Raw genomic sequence first — 16,434 nt, forward strand, 5'->3', positions numbered from 1 at the left:
TGCTGGAAGCGATCATCGCCGAGGCGATCGAAGCCGGTACTTTACGAGCCTGCGTTCCGCAGGAGGCTGCCGACGAACTGGCCGGTTTATGGTTGGGAATGACCAGCCTGGCGATAAAACTTGGCGCAAGACCTCCGCTGTCCGACGACGAAATCAAACAGCGGGTTGAGCGCGCCCTGGACGTCTTTCTGCGCGCGTATTCCCTGGCGCCGGGCTGATCTCTCCTTCCCCTTTTCAGTGCTGTGGCCTGGCGCAAGGCTGATTTATTGTGCCCAATCCGCGCCCGGCGCAAAAAATAATGTCCTTACCGGTTAGCATTAAAAGAAAATAACAACCACAGAGTGCAACGCAGATTATTCCATGAGGGAATAGTGGGAATGCTAATATTTCATTTCCTCGCCGGTTTTTAGAGGCCTATAGTTTTTTTACCTGCAGAACATCCACTAAGGTTAAAAAACATAAGGACATAATAATGATTGTTTCAGCCCCCAGCGATTATCGCGAAGCCGCTCGTCGTCGTCTGCCCCGCTTCCTTTTCGATTATATTGACGGTGGCGCGGTGGCGGAAAACACCATGAACGCCAACGCCGCCGAGCTTGCCTCGGTAGCTCTTCGCCAGCGCGTACTGTGCGGGGCCGGCGAACCGACGCTGGCGACCACGATCCTTGATGCCCCATGGGCGATGCCCGTGGCGCTGGGGCCCGTCGGCGCCACCGGGATGTACGCCCGCCGCGGCGAAGTCCAGGCGGCCCGCGCCGCCTCCCGCGCCGGGATCCCGTACACCTTATCCACCGTGTCGGTCTGCTCGATTGAAGAGGTGGCGAGCCACGCCAGCGGCGCGCTCTGGTCCCAGCTGTACGTACTCAAAGATCGCGGCTATATGCGTAACGCGCTGGAGCGCGCCTGGGCCGCTGGCATGAAAACCCTGGTATTTACCGTCGATATGCCAATCCCCGGCTCGCGGTATCGCGATAACCGCTCAGGGATGTCCGGGCCGCACGCCACCCTGCGACAATATCTCCAGGCTTGCACCCATCCGCGCTGGGCGATGAACGTCGGGCTGGCGGGCAGACCCCTGTCGTTTGGTAATATCGAAGCCTACACCGGCCACAAAATGACCATGGACGACTATATGGGGTTCATCAGCAACAACTTCGACCCGTCCATCGCCTGGCACGATCTGGAGTGGATCCGCGACAGCTGGCAAGGAAAATTAATCATCAAAGGGATCCTCGATGCCGACGATGCGCGCAATGCAGTGCGGCTGGGCGCCGATGGTATTGTGGTGTCAAATCATGGCGGCAGACAGCTCGATGGCGCCATCCCCACCGCCCGGGCGCTACCCAGGGTGGTGGATGCGGTCGGCGACGATCTAACAGTGCTTGCCGATTCCGGGGTGCGCTCCGGCGTGGACGTTATACGTCTGCTGGCCCTCGGCGCGAAAGGCGTGCTGCTCGGTCGGGCCTATATTTATGCCCTGGCCGCGGCGGGCGAAGCGGGCGTGGCGCATCTGCTGCGCTTATTTGCCGAGGATATGAAGGTTACCATGACCCTCACCGGCGCGACCTCGCCATCGGCCATCAGCCTCGATTGTCTTGATCGCCTCGAACAGGATCAACACCGCACTCATGCGGTGCCGGTATCCTTACCCGCCTGACCCTGCCCGGGACCTGGCCTGGCCATGTGCCTCGCCCAGGTCCGGCAAAGTGGAATTACCTCTGAAGGTGCAACTCTGTCTGTTGTACCGTGTTCTCCGGACGGATGCGGAACCAGATCGCGTACATGGCCGGCAGGAAGATAAGGGTCATGATGGTTCCCCCCAGCGTCCCGCCAATCAGCGTATAGGCGAGCGTTCCCCAGAAGACCGAATGAGTGAGCGGAATGAACGCCAGGATCGCCGCCAGCGCGGTCAGCAGAACCGGGCGGGCGCGCTGCACCGTCGCCTCCACCACCGCGTGGAACGGATCGAGCCCCGCCTGTTGGTTATGATGGATTTGGCCAATCAGGATCAGCGTATTGCGCATCAGGATCCCCGACAGGGCGATCAGGCCCACCAGGGCATTGATGCCAAACGGCTGATTGAACAGCAGCAGCGTCGGGACCACGCCAATCAGCCCCAGCGGCACGGTCAGGAAAACCATGACCATCGCCGACAGCGAACGCACCTGCAGGATAATGATCAGCAGCGTGAGGGCGATCATTATCGGAAATAACGGCACCATCGCCCGGGTGGCCTTGCCGGATTCCTCAATCGACCCCGCCGTCTCGATGCGATAGCCAGGCGGCAGCGAGTCGATAATGGGCTGCAGCGGCTTCATCAGCGCGGTGGAGACATCCGGCGGCTGCAGGTTCTCCGCAACATCTCCGCGGACGGTGATGGTCGGCGTGCGGTCGCGACGGCGAAGCAGCGGGTCCTCCATCCTGATCGACACGTCGCCAATCTGTGACAAGGGAACCCGCTGCCCGCCGCTGCCCACCAGGGTGAAGTCGGCGATTTTCGCCGGATCCAGACGGATGTCGCCCGCCGCGCGGCCGATCGCCTGCACGGCGCGAATATCTTCCCGGACGGTGGTGATCGGGATCCCTGACAGCAGGAACTGCAGCTGCTGGGCGACGGACTGGGAGCTGAGTCCGCTCGCCTGCAGCCGGTCCTGATTGAGGCTGAAATGCATCACCGGTACCCGCGAACCCCAGTCGGTATTGACGGTGCGCATCAGCGGACTGGCCTGCAGCACCGATTTAACCCGCTCGGCGATGTCGAGCAGAGCGTGCGGATCGGGCCCCATCACCCGCCAGGCGACCGGATAAGGCGAATAAGGGCCAAACACCAGCTGAGTGACGCGCACCCGCGCCTCCGGCGCCAGGCCATTGGCCACCGCCTCCCGCAGCCGCCGCTTGAGCGCCTCGCGGGCACCCTGCCCGTCGGTCAACACCACCAGTTTGGCGAAGGAGGGATCGGGCAATTCCGGAGCCATCGCCAGGTAAAAGCGCGGCGCGCCCTGGCCGATATAGCTGGTGACAATCTTCGCCTCCGGCTGCCGCTGCAGCCAGTGCTCAATTTTCGCCGCCGCGGCGCTGGTCTGGCTAATCGACGACCCGTAAGGCAGCTGCACTTCAACCAGCACTTCCGGACGATCGGAGGTGGGGAAAAACTGCTTGTTCACCACGCTCATGCCCAGGATCGCCACGATAAACAGCGCCACCACTCCGGCGGCCACGCGCCATTTATGAGCAATAACCCGGGTCAGCAGCCGACGGAAGCGCTGATAGCGCGGGGTGTCATACAGCGCGGCGTGGCCGGCCGCCACGGGCTTTCTGTCCGGCAACAGGTGCACCCCCAGCCTGGGGGTAAAAATCACCGCCACCATCCAGGAGGCAATCAGCGCGATACCGACGATCCAGAACACATTGCTGGCGTACTCCCCGGCGGTGGACTGCGCAAATCCATTGGGCATAAAGCCCACGGCCGTCACCAGGGTACCGGCCAGCATGGGCGCGGCGGTATGGCTCCAGGCATAGGCCGAGGCTTTGAGGCGGTCATACCCCTCCTCCATTTTGACGACCATCATTTCGATGGCAATGATGGCATCATCCACCAGCAGCCCCAGGGCGAGGATCAGCGAGCCGAGAGTGATGCGGTCGAAGTTTTTGCCGGTCGCCGCCATCACCACAAACACCACGGCGAGGGTTAAAGGCACCGCCGCCGCGACCACCACGCCCACGCGCCACCCCATGCTGACAAAGCACACCGCCATCACCACCAGCAGGGCGACAAAGAATTTGATCATGAACTCATCGACCGCGGCGCTGATATTCACCGACTGATCGGTCACTTTGGTCAACGACATGCCGAGCGGCAGGCTCTGATTGATGCTGGTCGTTTCGGCGTCCAGCGCTTTCCCCAGCGCCAGACCATTCCAGCCCTCGCGCATCACCACGCCCAGCAGCAGCGCCGGTTCGCCCTGATGGCGGATCAGGAAGGTGGCGGGATCTTCATATCCCCGCTCAACCGTGGCGACATCGGCCAGTTTCAGCGTTCTGCCCCCGGCAATAATCGGCGTGTCGCGGATCTGCTGCAGGTGGTCGAACGCCCCGTCGAGGCGGATAAAGATCTGCCCGCCCCGGGTCTCGATAGCCCCGGCGGCGGTCAGCACATTCTGGCTGTTCAGCGCGGCAAAAATCGCCTCCGGCGAGAGACCCAGAGTGGCGAGACGGTCATGAGAAAACGAGAGATAAATGCGCTCCGCCTGTTCGCCGAGGATATTCACTTTTTTCACCCCGGGTACATGCAGCAGCTGCTGGCGTAAGGCTTCGGCGTCACGCACCAGCTGCCGCGGCGGCTCTCCCCGTGCTTTCAGGGCAAAGATCGCAAAGGTGACGTCGGCGAATTCGTCATTCATCATCGGACCGGAGACGCCGGCAGGCAGATTTTTCGCCTCATCGCCGAGCTTCTTGCGCGCCTGATAAAACTGCTCCGGCACCTCGGAAGGCGGGGTCTGATCCTGCAGCGACAGGGTGAGCAACGCTATGCCAGGGCGGGTATAGGTCTCCGTGCGATCGTACCACTTTAACTCCTGGAGCCGTTTTTCCAGCGGCTCGGCGACCTGATCCTGCATCTCCTGCGCGGTGGCGCCGGGCCAGACGGTAATGACCGTCATTTGCTTGACCGTAAAGGGCGGATCTTCCGCTCGCCCGAGTCCGAAGAACGCCACCAGCCCGGCGACGGAGATAAGGATAATCAAAAACAGGGTCACCGACCGCTCGCGGACGGCCAGCGCGGAGAGATTAAAACGCCCGGCGCTCATGGCTGGCTCCCGGCGGCATTATGCTCGCGTCGTTCCGCCAGACGTACCGCCTCGCCCTGGTGCAGAAGATGGGCGCCCAGGGCGACGATCGGCTCGCCGGGCTTCAGCGGGCCGGTCACCCGCGCGGTTTCATCATCCAGGCCGAGCACGGTCACCGGTTGCCAGGAGACGGTGGCCGGACGAGAGGCAATGCGCCAGACGCCAGGGCCGTTACCCGGATCGTAGACCGACGCCAGGGGCACCGCCAGCACCTGGCCTGGCGCCTGGTCGTTGCCGATGCGCAGGGTCACGGTAGACCCCAGCGGGGCATTCGCCAGCGCGCCGTTCAGCACATAGCGCGCTTCAAAGGTGCGGGTGGTGGCGTCAGCCGCATCCGAAAGCAGGCGCAGGGTCGCCGTGACCGGCTGAGATTCGCTGCCATAGCGTGTCGCCAGCGCCTCGCTGCCGACCGCCGGGCGCAGCGTCTCCGGCAGTTGCACCCGCGCTTCGCGCTGCCCCGCCCGCGCCAGGCGGATCACCACCTGCCCGGCGCTGACCACCTGCCCCGGCTCAGCGAGGGTTTCCACCACCACGCCGTCAGCATCCGCCAGCAGTCCGGCATAGCCGGTGGCGTTTTGCGCCACATTGGCCTGCGCCTGGGCCGCGCTGAGGTCGGCTCTCGCCGCCTCTGCTGCCGCGTTAATCTGGTCGAATTCCGCGGCAGAGATGGCGCCGCTCGCCACCAGGCCGCGATAGCGGGCCAGATCGTTGGCCGCCTTTTTGGCTCGCGCCCGCGCGGCATCTACGGCCCGCTGTTGGGACTGCGCCTGCAAGGCTAGATCAGCCGGATCCAGGCGCAGCAGCAGCTGACCGCGCTTGACGCTCTGCCCGGTTTCCACCCGCCGTTCAAGCACTTTTCCCGCCACCCTGAAGCCGAGGTCGCTTTGGGTTCGGGCCACTACCACGCCGGTAAAGGCCCGCGAGCCGGCCTCCGCGCGCTCGACGGTCGCCACCCGGACCAGCGGCGGCCGGATGCGGGGGTCGTCATGATTGGCAGGTTCGCCGCAGCCCGCGAGGGCCAGCGGCAGGAGGCAGACGGCAAGATGGACGGCGTTGAGCCTGAGCATGGGTCACCTTAATGAAAAGACCGGATGGTGACCGCATTCTCAGACTAGTGACCAATAAAGTCAATAGTCACTAATCAGGGGGAGAGACTTCTCAGGATCAGGGAGGCAAGCAGCACCGCCGCGGTGGGCGCGGTGTCGAGATTGTATTGCAACTGCACCGGATTGATGAAAGGACACATCACCATATACACCGCCAGGGTCGCTTCATCCAGCGGGGTTTTGCGCTCGAACTCACCCGCCTGGCGGCCTTCGACAAGGATTTGACCAATCAGCTGCTGCAGATGACCGGCATACTGTTCCGTTGAAGGCCATTTATCGCGCGCCGCGACGGCGGCGATGTCGTACAGTTTGCGATCCTCGAAAAACAGTTCACTGCCGGCCTCGGTCAGCGCCCGGAACAGGCGGCGCAGTTTCTCGCTGGCGGACGGCGCATCGGCGATGGCCGCGCTGACGGCCACCATGATCTTCTCCAGCCGGCTGGCGCAAATCGCCTCGCCAATCGCCTGCTTGGAGTCAAAGAATTTATAGATATAGGCTTTGGAAAAGCCTATCGCTTTGGCGAGATCGGTGACCGTCGTTTTCTCATAGCCATAGCGACTAAAGTGCGCCATGGCCGCGTCAAGAATCTGGTCCCGAACGCTGTGGTCATGGGGACCACGGCTTGCAGGGGTGGGGGTATTTTTCGTCATCCGTTTAGCTTAATGCGATCGTTATCGTTTGACAACGAGTGACGTTATTATGATTTGGTCACAATAACACCCCGCTCTGTGATCCTCTTGCCGCGTTACGCCTCACCCGCCTCTTGGTTTATCGCGCCGGCGGGCAGACAACCCAGGCCTTGCAGCGTCTGATACACCGCGCTGTCGAGCGGGGTATGCGGTTCCGCGCCTAAAAAATCAACCAGTTTATCGTTGCGCAGGCGTACCGGCAGACGCCAGAGATAGTGCATCTCGACCATTTCGCGCAGGGTGGCGTTGAAGGGCGCCGCCAGCTTCACCAGCCACCAGGGAAAGGACTTCACTACCGCCCTGCCGCCATAGCGGGCGACCACCCGCTGGATCGCCTGACTCATTTCGCTGCCGTCCGGGTCCCAGTGGCCCTGCATATGAAAGCGGGCGAACGGCTCAAGCTCGCGCCTGCGGGCGAGCAGCGCGGCGATGGTGGCGGCGACGTCGGGCAGCCAGGCCCACTGATGCCCCACGCCGATCGCCCCCGGGTAGCTAATGATGCGGGGAAGCTGACCAGGCTTGACCAGCCCCTGCGAAAACCAGTTATTTCCGGCGCGTGGACCAAAAAAATCGCCCGCCCGGACAATCAACGCCCGGCCCCCGCGCTGCACGTAATCCTCCAGCGCCAGCTCCATCGCCACCCGGATGGCGCCTTTGCGGGTCACCGGCTGTTGTGCGGCCTCTTCAGCAATCAGCGGAAAGGCATCCTGTCCATAGTTGTAGACCGTGCCGGGCAGGACTACAAGCGCCCGCTGCCGTTCGGCAGCCTGCAGGGTGTTGCGCAGCATAGGCAGTACCTGTTGCCGCCAGTGCCGGTAGCCCGGCGGATTCACCGCATGGACGATGACGTCGCAACCGGCAGCCGCCGCCGCGACCTGGCCGCCATCCAGCGCGTCGCCGGCTATCCACTGTATGCCATCTTCGGGAGCACGCATCCGGGCGCCGCGCTTCAGCGCCCGAACCTGCCAGTTGTCTGCCACCAGCCGGCGCGCCACTTCCCCGCCGATGCCCCCGCTTGCTCCCAGAATAAGTACCTTGCCGCTGCTGTTCATCCTCTTTCCCCGTTCGCTAATGGATGCTTGACAGCCTACCTGCGGCTCATATCAAATGAAATTGCATACCACCATTGAGCGGCTATACATATTTGTATGAATACCTCTATTCCCTGGGAGTGGTACCGAACCTTTCTCGCCGTCCTGCAGGAAGGCTCTTTATCGGGCGCATCGCGCACCCTGAACATCACTCAGCCGACGGCGGGGCGCCATATTGCCGGGCTGGAAACCGCCCTCGGCCAGGCCTTATTTACCCGCTCGCAAACCGGCCTGCTGGCGACCGACGCGGCGCTGGCGCTGCGGGTGCATGCCGAGGCGATGGACAACACCGCCCGGGCGCTGGAACGCACGGCGGCCAACTTTAGTCGCGACAGAGCCGATCTGCGTGGCGTGGTGCGGGTGGCCGCCAGCGAGGTGGTCGGCGCCGAGGTGCTGCCGCCGCTGGTTGCCCGGCTCAGGCAAGCGTGCCCGAATATCGTCATCGAACTGATGCTCTCCAATCGATTTCAGGATCTGCTTCACCGGGAGGCGGATATCGCGGTGCGGATGGTCGCCCCGCAGCAGGAGCAGCTTATCGCCCGCCGTCTCGGCAGGATTGAGCTTGGGTTACATGCCACCGCCGCCTACCTGACGCGCCAGGGCCTGCCCACGACCCTCGACGATCTGGCCAGCCACGCGCTGATTGGTTTCGATAGCGCCACCCCACTTGTTCGCCGGGCGCTGCAGGCTTACCCTCGTTTTCAGCGTGAGGCCTTCGCGATGCGGACCGATAGCGACCTCGCCCAGTTGAGCCTGATCCGCGCCGGAGCGGGGATCGGCATCTGCCAGGTGCCCCTTGCGGATGGCATTATTCCCCTGCAGCGAGTGCTGGCGGCCGACTTTTCTCTGTATCTTGATACCTGGCTGGTAATGCATGAGGATCTGCGCCACAGCCCTGCCTGTAAGCGGGTATTTGATTTTCTCGCCCAGGGGTTGCAGGCGTATATTCGTGGCCCACTGGCGAGCTGACCCGCCCCATCGCGCGGGCATTTCATTGCCTGCGGAAATAGTCACTCATTGACACTGTAAATATGGCATTGTATAAAACCCCGCCCCAATAATGAGTTTCATTTGCATTACTCCCATTTGCTGGTCATCCACTCGCCTGTTTACAAGGATAGCGTTTAATGAAGAAGGTCCTTTGCGCGTTAGGCTTGATGTTCACCGCCGTCAGTTCCGCGCTGGCAACAACCTACCCCCTGACGATTGAAAACTGCGGCTATCAGGAGACCTTCACCCGGCCGCCGGAGCGCGTGGTCGCGCTGGGGCAAAATACGGTCGAAATTCTGCTGCTGCTCGGGCTGCAAAAGCAGGTGGTCGCCAGCGCCTTCTGGCCGACCAGCGTTTTACCGCAGCTGGCTGAGCAAAACGCGAAGATTAAAACCTTGACGGTGGAAATTCCGAGCCTGGAATCGGTGCTGGCGCAAAATCCTGATTTCGTTCCCGCCCAGTTGCCGCTGCTGCTGGGGCCGGAAAGCAAAGTCGCCAGGCGTGAAGATCTCGCCACCGTCGGCGTGAACAGCTACGTCTCACCGGGGATGTGCGCCACCAAAAAGGCCACCGGCGATATGTACGGCAGCCGGCAAAAGCTGTGGGATATGACCTGGCTGTATCAGGAGATTAGCGATTTTTCCCGCATTTTCAACGTCGAAGATCGTGGTCAGGCGCTGATTGCCGATTTCAAAAAACGTGAAGCCGACCTGCGCCAGGAGTTTGGTAAAAGCAAAAAGGATCTCTCCTTCGTCTTCTGGTTCTCCAGCGCCTCACCTTCGGCCGATGCCTATGTCGGCGGCAAAAACAGCGCCTCCGGATTTATCGCCAGCGTGCTGGGCGGACATAATGCGATAACCTCCGAGACCGAGTGGCCCACGGTGAGCTGGGAGAGCATCATTGCCGCCAACCCGGATGTGATCGTGGTCGCCAGTCTGGATCGTAACCGCTGGGCGCTGGATAAGGCCGAGGAGAAGATCAAATTCCTCAAAAGCGATCCCGCCGTCAGCCAGCTGGAGGCGGTGAAAAAAGGCCATATCGTGGTCATGGACGGTCAGGCGATGAATCCGACCATTCGCACGCTTTACGGCGCGGAACAGGTGGGCGAACAGCTGAGAAAAATGGGGCTGAACTGATGAGCGTCGCCGTGCTTCAGACGCGCCGCAGCATGCTGCTCACCGGCTGGTGTGTACTGGCAGCGATCGTGCTGGCGCTGGTGATCGCTGTTGGCGTCAGCGTTGGCGAGCTGGCCATCCCGCTGCAGAATGTCTTTTACGCTATCAGCAACAGAACCGGCTTAACCGCTGAGCCTCTCAACCGTATCTATGAGAGCGTAATCTGGGATTTCCGCCTCAGCCGCGCGCTGGTCGCCGCCTGCTGCGGCGCAGGCCTCGCTATCTGCGGCGTCGTGCTGCAAAGCCTGCTGAAGAATGCCCTCGCGGAACCCTACGTCCTCGGCGTCTCCGCCGGGGCCTCCACCGGCGCGGTGTCGATCGTGGTGCTGGGCCTTGGCGCTGGCGCAATTTCCCTCTCGGCAGGCGCCTTTGCCGGGGCCTTCGCTGCCTTCGCCTTTGTCGCCTTGCTGACTAACGGCGCGCGCGGCGGCAATGAGCGTACGATTCTGGCGGGCGTTGCCGCCTCGCAGTTATTTAACGCCATCACGGCTTACACCATCAGCACCTCCGCCAGCGCGCAGCAGGCGCGCGATGTGATGTTCTGGCTGCTGGGCAGCTTCAGCGGCGTTCGCTGGCCCGAATTCCAGCTGGTCATTGTGGTGGTGCTCGCGGGTCTGGCGGTCTGCCTGTGGTATGCCCGGGCGCTGGACGCGTTCACCTTCGGCGACGATGCCGCCGCCTCGCTGGGGATTGCTGTGCCGCGCGTGCGCCTGATCCTCTTCACCACTGCGGCGCTGATCACCGCCACCATCGTCAGCATGGCCGGCTCAATCGGCTTTGTTGGCCTGGTGGTGCCGCACGTGATGCGTTTCTTCTTTGGCCCGCTGCACCGAACGTTGCTGATCGCCAGCGCGCTGGCAGGGGCGATATTGATGGTACTGGCGGACATTGCGTCGCGCCTGCTGATTGCCCCGCAAAGTCTGCCCGTTGGGGTAGTAACCGCCCTGGTTGGGGTGCCTTTCTTTGCCGTGATTATCTACCGCTCAAGGAATAAGTGATGAGTATTTGCGCTGAAAATATCACCTGGAAGGCAGGCAAAAAGGTCATCGTCAATAATGTCTCGCTGCGGGTGCCGCGAGGCGAAACGGTCGGACTGCTGGGGCCCAACGGCTGCGGCAAATCCTCGCTGCTGCGCGTTCTGGCGGGCCTGCGCCGCCCGGATGCAGGTCGCGTCACCCTCGACGGCCAGGATATCGCCCGGATGGCGAAAAAGCAGCTCGCCCGCCGCGTGGCTTTCGTCGAGCAACACGGCATGACCGAGGCCAATATGCGGGTGCGCGACGTCGTGCGCCTGGGACGCATTCCCCACCACTCTCCGCTCTCAAACTGGAGCGCTCAGGATGACGAGGCGATTGCCGCCGCGCTGCAGCGGGTAGCGATGCTGGAGAAAAGCGAACAAGGATGGTTAAGCCTCTCCGGCGGCGAGCGGCAGCGGGTGCATATCGCCCGCGCGCTGGCGCAGAGCCCGAGCGAAATCCTGCTGGATGAGCCGACCAACCATCTGGATATACACCATCAGATGCAGTTAATGCAGTTGATCAGCGAGCTGCCGGTAACCAGCATTGTGGCCATTCACGATCTTAACCATGCCGCGATGTTCTGCGATTCGCTGATCGTGATGCAGCAGGGGCAGATCCTCGCCAGCGGGACGCCGGAGGAGATTTTGTCCGAAGGGCTGCTGTGGGACGTTTTCCGGGTGAAAACCAAAATCGAGATCTCCCCTTACCACGGCAAAAAGCACATTCATTTCATCGTTTAGGTTGGGCGGATATGCCTCTTTTCTCCCTGCGCCCTGCGGCAACCCTCTGGCCTCCGGTGTTACTGGGAAGCCAGTTCGTTTTTAATATTGGCTTTTACGCGGTCGTTCCTTTCCTCGCCCTCTTCCTGCGCGACGACATGCTGCTCTCAGGCGGACTTATCGGCCTGATCCTCGGGCTGCGTACCTTCTCTCAGCAGGGCATGTTTATCCTCGGCGGGACGCTGGCCGACCGCTATGGCGCTAAGGCGATCATTCTCGCCGGCTGCGTCGTTCGCGTCGCCGGTTTTCTCTTGCTGGCGTGCGGGGCGTCGCTGTGGCCCATTATCCTCGGCGCCTGCCTGACCGGCGTCGGCGGCGCCCTGTTCTCCCCGTCGATAGAGGCCCTGCTGGCGCGGGCCGGTACCCACAGCCAGGCCAACGGGAAACGCAGCCGCGCCGAGTGGTTTGCGCTGTTTGCGGTATGCGGTGAACTGGGAGCGGTGATCGGCCCGGTGGCCGGAGGCGTGCTGAGCGGGATCGGCTTTCGGCATATCGCCCTCGCCGGTGCGGGAATATTTCTTCTGGCGCTGGCGGTGCTCTTTTTCTGTCTGCCCGCCGACGGGCACACGACAACAACGCGCAGACGAGTCCCATGGTGGACGCCTTTGCGCCAGCCGCGCTTTGTCGCGTTTATTCTCGCCTACAGCTCATGGCTGTTGAGCTACAACCAACTGTACCTCGCCCTGCCGGTGGAGATCCAACGTTCCGGCGGCCGCGAGCAGGATCTGGCGCCGCTCTTTATGCTGGCCTCGCTGTTGATTATCACCCTCCAGCTCCCTCTCGCCCGCTTCGCCCGGCGAATGGGCGCCGTGCGCATCCTGCCGGTGGGCTTTCTGCTGCTGTCGGCTTCCTTTGCCAGCGTGGCGTTATTCGCCGCCGCCCCACCCGCCGAAGGTTGGCTGCGGTTAATGCCGGCGGCTGGTTTTGTCACGCTGCTCACCCTCGGCCAGATGCTGTTAGTGCCCGCAGCCAAGGATCTGATCCCGCTGTTCGCCGAGGAGTCGACGCTGGGCGCCCACTACGGAGCGCTCGCCACCGCAGGAGGGTGCGCGGTGTTAGCCGGGAATTTACTGCTCGGTCATTTACTTGACCAGGCGCTCATTCCGTCGCCGCAGGCGGTTTATCCCTGGCTTCTGCTGGCGCTGTTTCCGCTGTGCAGCGCCGTCGCCCTGCGGGCGATCTGTCGCCCGCTGGCGGCAACATGACGCAGAGCGGGTAACAGCCCGCTCTGGAAGTGAACCGACGATAAAGTACACCGCCTGGGGAAGATAACGGGCGCGCCCCGCCTTACTTTGCCGCCAGCTCGCGACGAATAATCTCGGCGCCGGCGCTCAGGGCGTGCAGTTTGCCGGTCGCGACATGGCGCGGCAGCGGCGCCATACCGCAGTTGGTGGACGGGTAGAGTTTGTCGGCATCGACGAACGCCAGCGCCTTGCGCAGGGTTCCAGCCACCTCTTCCGGGGTTTCGATCGCATGGCTGGCGACATCGATCGCCCCGACCATCACCTTTTTACCGCGGATCAACTCCAGCAGATCCATCGGCACGCGCGAGTTGTGGCACTCGAGAGAGATAATATCAAGGGACGATTTCTGCAGCTGCGGGAAAGCCTCTTCATACTGTCGCCACTCGGAGCCCAGCGTCTTTTTCCAGTCGGTATTGGCCTTGATGCCATAGCCGTAGCAGATATGCACCGCTGTCTCACACTTCAGCCCTTCGGTGGCTCGTTCTAAGGCGGCGATCCCCCAGTCGTTGACCTCATCGAAGAAGACGTTAAAGGCCGGCTCATCGAACTGAATAATATCAACCCCCGCAGCCTCTAACTCTTTCGCTTCCTGATTGAGGATTTTAGCAAATTCCCAGGCCAGCTTTTCCCGGCTTTTATAGTGGTTGTCATACAGCGTGTCGATCATGGTCATCGGGCCCGGAAGCGCCCATTTGATCGGCTGACTGGTGAGCTGCCGCAGATAGCGAGCGTCCTCCACGAAGACCGGTTTCTGGCGCTCCACGGCGCCCACCACCGTTGGAACACTGGCCTCATAGCGGTTACGAATTTTCACGATCTCGCGTTTGGCAAAATCCACCCCGCTGAGGTGCTCGATGAAGGTGGTGACAAAGTGCTGCCGCGTTTGCTCGCCGTCGCTGACAATATCGATCCCGGCCCGCAGCTGGTCGTCGAGGGATAACCGCAAGGCGTCGCGCTTGCCGGCCAGTAATTCTTCGCTGGACAGTTTCCAGGGCGACCACAGGGTCTCTGGCTGCGCCAGCCAGGAAGGTTTCGGTAAACTGCCGGCGGTCGATGTCGGAAGCCATGTTTTCATAGTCATTAGCCTTTTATATGGGTTTAGCAAAGCGCGAAATTAGCAGACCATTGCTCAAGCAACGTCTTGTGCGGGTTGATAAAATGTTGTTGTGTAAATTTCCCCTGCTCAATCGCCAACAGGCTGCGCTCTTCCCTGTCATAGACGATTTTTGTTAATGAATGATCCAGGTGGCTGAGATTGGGCTGATAGTATTGCCCCGCCGGGGAGTTGGCATTGTAGATCTCCGGGCGATATATTTTCTGAAACGTCTCCATCGTGCTGATGGTGGCGATCAGTTCCAGGCTGGTGTAATCGCTGAGCAGATCGCCGGTAAAATAAAAGGCCAACGGCGCGACGCTGTTTTTTGGCATAAAATAGCGTACCTGCAGACCCATTTTGCTGAAATAGCGCTCGGTCAGCGAGACGCCTTCCTGAGCATATTCAATGCCGAGGACCGGATGTTCGTTACCGGTGCGATGGTAAACATCTTTACTGGAGACGCTCAGGCAAATCACCGGCGCCTTGCTGAAGTTGGCGCGCCAGGCGCTGGATTGCACAAAATCCTTAAAGATATTGCCGTGCAACTCGCCAAAGTTTTCCGGTACGCTGAAGCGACTCTGGTCCTTATTATGTTCCAGAAGCAGTACGCTAAAATCGTAATCCCGCACATAGGAGGAGAAGTTATTGCCGACGATACCGGCATGACGCTCCCCGCTCTTTTTATCGACAATATGCGTTTGCAGGATCTCAATCACCGGGAAGCTGGCGCTATCCTGAGCAATATTCATCTCGACAGAAATAATATCCAGTTCCACCGCATAGCGATCGTTATGGGGATTATCCCAGTGGGCCAGGCTATTAAAACGGTTATTCATCATGATTAACGTATTGCGCAGATTTTCCTCACGGTTCACCCCTCTGGCTAAATTAGCGAAGTTGGTGGTAATACGCGTATTTTCCGCAGGGTTATAGTTTTCATCAAACCGGGTGCGCTTAATCGTATAGGTAAATTTATTATTCATGGCGATTGTCCATCCTGATGGCGGGCATAAAGCGAACCCGGCGGAATACTCTCCACCAGCCTGGCGACGCGGAGTCAGGCCGGGCGCGCTTCAACCGGTAAATGTTGTTGATTCGTTAATGAACCTATTTTTGCCAGAGTCAGCGCTGGAGGGAAAGCGACTTAAATTCAATGCAACATGAGCCATCCTCATGTTGCTCCAGGCGGTGGCCGATGGCCGACGCAGGCCGACAATATTAGTCAATAAACGTTTGTTCAATGGAAGTAGGCAGGGTACACTCTTTAACCACTATAAGATGGGCTTTTACCTGCCCGCCGTACCCGTTTAGCTGGAGCTTTTGTCGTACAGAATGATTGTTGATATCAGTATTATGTCGATGTGCATGGCCGTACTGCTGATTATGAGCGTACTGCTGAATTAAGAGGCTCCCGAACGCAATGACACTCGCTCTCATCTGACCTCCACATTCGCGAGGAAAAAAGAAGATTCAGAGGATTCGCGCCGCCTGGGATTGTTCCGCCTGCCGGCACCCTCTACTCTTTTGGGACTTGCTTATTGAGGAATCCCGGATGAAAAAAGCTCTGCTTGCCCTGTTCGCTATCGCCACCGTTACCGCCGCCAGCGCCTTTGCGGCTGATAAAACCGACGTCCCGGCGCCTGTCGTCGATAACGGAGTCCGCCCGCCGATGGAGAGGGATCGTGGCCCCCTGCCGCCGTTCCCGCCGCAGCTTCCGCCGCACAGACCGGTGCTGTTTTCAGCCACGGTAGCAACCGATACGCCAGCGGAAACCATTAACAAACTGACCGCGCTGATCCCCGCCGGCCAGGCGAAACACTACGAAGTGCACGTTGAGGTGGTGCCGGTTGGCGAGGGAACCGACAGACAATAGCCCAAAGGAGATCTACGCTGTCATCTGTCAGCAATAAAAAAGCTGCCGCATATCGCGGCAGCTTTTATGTACTTATTTACAGCTGAGCAGCTGAAAATTAGCTACGCACTTTCCGGTAAATAAACAGTACCACCAGCGCACCGATAACCGCTACCACGAAGCTGCCGAAATTAAACCCATCGACCTTACCAAAACCAAACAGGGTACTGATCCAGCCGCCGACCACGGCGCCGATGATCCCCAAAATAACGGTCACGATAAATCCGCCGCCATCTTTTCCCGGCATAATCCACTTGGCTAAAATACCGGCAATAAGTCCAAAAATGATCCAGGAAAGAATACCCATGGTTAACCGTCCTCTTGTTACCTTTAAGCATTTAGTATTGAAAAGAGTAGCATAAATAACGAGAGTGGATCGGTAATAATATAAATATTAGATAATTCCCTGCCGACGCCCGGTTGATCTTGTGACAACCTCTCTGGCTCTGGCAGGCCGGCTCTCGCTTATTACCTTAAAAAAAGGGAGGC

The 16,434-nt window shown here is 60.5% G+C and carries 15 protein-coding genes; 8 read left to right on the forward strand and 7 right to left on the reverse strand.

Going from position 1 to position 16,434, the window contains the following annotated elements; genetic code table 11:
- Together KHQ28_RS28030 and lldD are read left to right on the forward strand one after the other, a co-directional pair.
- The coding region (locus tag KHQ28_RS28030) for a TetR/AcrR family transcriptional regulator C-terminal domain-containing protein (protein WP_211777780.1) at positions 1–218 on the forward strand (218 nt) is incomplete at its 5' end.
- A 254-nt stretch (positions 219–472) separates the two neighbouring features.
- The gene (lldD, locus tag KHQ28_RS28035) at positions 473–1,657 is read left to right on the forward strand and encodes an FMN-dependent L-lactate dehydrogenase LldD (RefSeq protein ID WP_004151846.1); all 1,185 of its coding nucleotides are present in this window, start codon (positions 473–475) and stop codon (positions 1,655–1,657) included.
- A gap of 55 nt (positions 1,658–1,712) precedes the next feature.
- On the opposite strand, the gene KHQ28_RS28040 is transcribed toward lldD, so the two are convergent.
- The 4 genes from KHQ28_RS28040 to KHQ28_RS28055 form a co-directional block, all read right to left on the reverse strand.
- Positions 1,713–4,805 carry an efflux RND transporter permease subunit gene (locus tag KHQ28_RS28040; RefSeq protein ID WP_060578891.1) on the reverse strand — a complete coding sequence of 1,031 codons (3,093 nt, stop codon included), beginning with the start codon at positions 4,803–4,805 and terminating at the stop codon, positions 1,713–1,715.
- Positions 4,802–5,911, reverse strand: coding sequence for an efflux RND transporter periplasmic adaptor subunit (locus tag KHQ28_RS28045; protein ID WP_019705812.1), 1,110 nt, complete (start codon positions 5,909–5,911; stop codon positions 4,802–4,804). The genes KHQ28_RS28040 and KHQ28_RS28045 overlap by 4 nt, the downstream gene beginning before the upstream one ends.
- A gap of 74 nt (positions 5,912–5,985) precedes the next feature.
- A complete protein-coding gene (locus tag KHQ28_RS28050) occupies positions 5,986–6,600 on the reverse strand; it encodes a TetR/AcrR family transcriptional regulator (protein ID WP_004143215.1) in 615 nt (204 codons plus the stop codon).
- 95 nt (positions 6,601–6,695) lie between these two features.
- Positions 6,696–7,691: an NAD-dependent epimerase/dehydratase family protein gene (locus KHQ28_RS28055; RefSeq protein WP_032418831.1), complete on the reverse strand. Its 996-nt coding sequence runs from the start codon at positions 7,689–7,691 to the stop codon at positions 6,696–6,698.
- A gap of 96 nt (positions 7,692–7,787) precedes the next feature.
- On the opposite strand from KHQ28_RS28055, the gene KHQ28_RS28060 reads away from it, so the two are divergent.
- From KHQ28_RS28060 to KHQ28_RS28080, 5 genes are all read left to right on the forward strand, one after another.
- On the forward strand, positions 7,788–8,699 hold the full coding sequence (locus KHQ28_RS28060; protein WP_004200256.1) for a LysR family transcriptional regulator: 912 nt from the start codon (positions 7,788–7,790) through the stop codon (positions 8,697–8,699).
- 158 nt (positions 8,700–8,857) lie between these two features.
- Positions 8,858–9,856 (forward strand): ABC transporter substrate-binding protein, encoded by a 999-nt coding sequence (locus KHQ28_RS28065; RefSeq protein ID WP_004175650.1) that lies wholly within the window; start codon positions 8,858–8,860, stop codon positions 9,854–9,856.
- On the forward strand, positions 9,856–10,893 hold the full coding sequence (locus tag KHQ28_RS28070) for an iron ABC transporter permease (protein WP_032418830.1): 1,038 nt from the start codon (positions 9,856–9,858) through the stop codon (positions 10,891–10,893). The genes KHQ28_RS28065 and KHQ28_RS28070 overlap by 1 nt, the downstream gene beginning before the upstream one ends.
- Positions 10,893–11,654, forward strand: coding sequence for an ABC transporter ATP-binding protein (locus KHQ28_RS28075; RefSeq protein WP_016530777.1), 762 nt, complete (start codon positions 10,893–10,895; stop codon positions 11,652–11,654). Before KHQ28_RS28070 ends, KHQ28_RS28075 begins: the two co-directional genes overlap by 1 nt.
- 56 nt (positions 11,655–11,710) lie before the next feature.
- Positions 11,711–12,898, forward strand: a complete 1,188-nt coding sequence (locus KHQ28_RS28080; protein ID WP_004225487.1) for an MFS transporter — start codon at positions 11,711–11,713, stop codon at positions 12,896–12,898.
- 82 nt (positions 12,899–12,980) lie between these two features.
- Here KHQ28_RS28080 and KHQ28_RS28085 read toward each other — a convergent pair whose 3' ends face one another.
- Together KHQ28_RS28085 and KHQ28_RS28090 are read right to left on the reverse strand one after the other, a co-directional pair.
- On the reverse strand, positions 12,981–14,012 hold the full coding sequence (locus tag KHQ28_RS28085; RefSeq protein ID WP_002909005.1) for a methionine synthase: 1,032 nt from the start codon (positions 14,010–14,012) through the stop codon (positions 12,981–12,983).
- 23 nt (positions 14,013–14,035) lie between these two features.
- Positions 14,036–15,016, reverse strand: coding sequence for a DUF1852 domain-containing protein (locus KHQ28_RS28090; RefSeq protein WP_002909008.1), 981 nt, complete (start codon positions 15,014–15,016; stop codon positions 14,036–14,038).
- 569 nt (positions 15,017–15,585) lie between these two features.
- On the opposite strand from KHQ28_RS28090, the gene KHQ28_RS28095 reads away from it, so the two are divergent.
- Complete coding sequence (locus KHQ28_RS28095) at positions 15,586–15,906, forward strand: hypothetical protein (RefSeq protein WP_004184563.1); 321 nt, start codon at positions 15,586–15,588, stop codon at positions 15,904–15,906.
- Between the two features lie 97 nt (positions 15,907–16,003).
- On the opposite strand, the gene KHQ28_RS28100 is transcribed toward KHQ28_RS28095, so the two are convergent.
- Positions 16,004–16,252, reverse strand: a complete 249-nt coding sequence (locus tag KHQ28_RS28100; protein ID WP_002909014.1) for a GlsB/YeaQ/YmgE family stress response membrane protein — start codon at positions 16,250–16,252, stop codon at positions 16,004–16,006.
- Between the last annotated feature and the right edge of the window lie 182 nt (positions 16,253–16,434).

The sequence above is a fragment of the Klebsiella sp. 28 genome (assembly GCF_018223905.1).
Taxonomy (GTDB): Bacteria; Pseudomonadota; Gammaproteobacteria; order Enterobacterales; family Enterobacteriaceae; genus Klebsiella; species Klebsiella pneumoniae.

Bases quoted from the DNA above. Each gene is read 5' to 3' on its own strand.
- KHQ28_RS28055 (WP_032418831.1), bottom strand. From the start codon at position 7,691: ATGAACAGCAGCGGCAAGGTACTTATTCTGGGAGCAAGCGGGGGCATC.
- KHQ28_RS28070 (WP_032418830.1), top strand. From the start codon at position 9,856: ATGAGCGTCGCCGTGCTTCAGACGCGCCGCAGCATGCTGCTCACCGGC.
- KHQ28_RS28075 (WP_016530777.1), top strand. From the start codon at position 10,893: ATGAGTATTTGCGCTGAAAATATCACCTGGAAGGCAGGCAAAAAGGTC.
- KHQ28_RS28065 (WP_004175650.1), top strand. From the start codon at position 8,858: ATGAAGAAGGTCCTTTGCGCGTTAGGCTTGATGTTCACCGCCGTCAGT.
- KHQ28_RS28085 (WP_002909005.1), bottom strand. From the start codon at position 14,012: ATGAAAACATGGCTTCCGACATCGACCGCCGGCAGTTTACCGAAACCT.
- KHQ28_RS28040 (WP_060578891.1), bottom strand. From the start codon at position 4,805: ATGAGCGCCGGGCGTTTTAATCTCTCCGCGCTGGCCGTCCGCGAGCGG.
- lldD (WP_004151846.1), top strand. From the start codon at position 473: ATGATTGTTTCAGCCCCCAGCGATTATCGCGAAGCCGCTCGTCGTCGT.
- KHQ28_RS28060 (WP_004200256.1), top strand. From the start codon at position 7,788: ATGAATACCTCTATTCCCTGGGAGTGGTACCGAACCTTTCTCGCCGTC.
- KHQ28_RS28090 (WP_002909008.1), bottom strand. From the start codon at position 15,016: ATGAATAATAAATTTACCTATACGATTAAGCGCACCCGGTTTGATGAA.
- KHQ28_RS28045 (WP_019705812.1), bottom strand. From the start codon at position 5,911: ATGCTCAGGCTCAACGCCGTCCATCTTGCCGTCTGCCTCCTGCCGCTG.
- KHQ28_RS28095 (WP_004184563.1), top strand. From the start codon at position 15,586: ATGAAAAAAGCTCTGCTTGCCCTGTTCGCTATCGCCACCGTTACCGCC.
- KHQ28_RS28100 (WP_002909014.1), bottom strand. From the start codon at position 16,252: ATGGGTATTCTTTCCTGGATCATTTTTGGACTTATTGCCGGTATTTTA.
- KHQ28_RS28050 (WP_004143215.1), bottom strand. From the start codon at position 6,600: ATGACGAAAAATACCCCCACCCCTGCAAGCCGTGGTCCCCATGACCAC.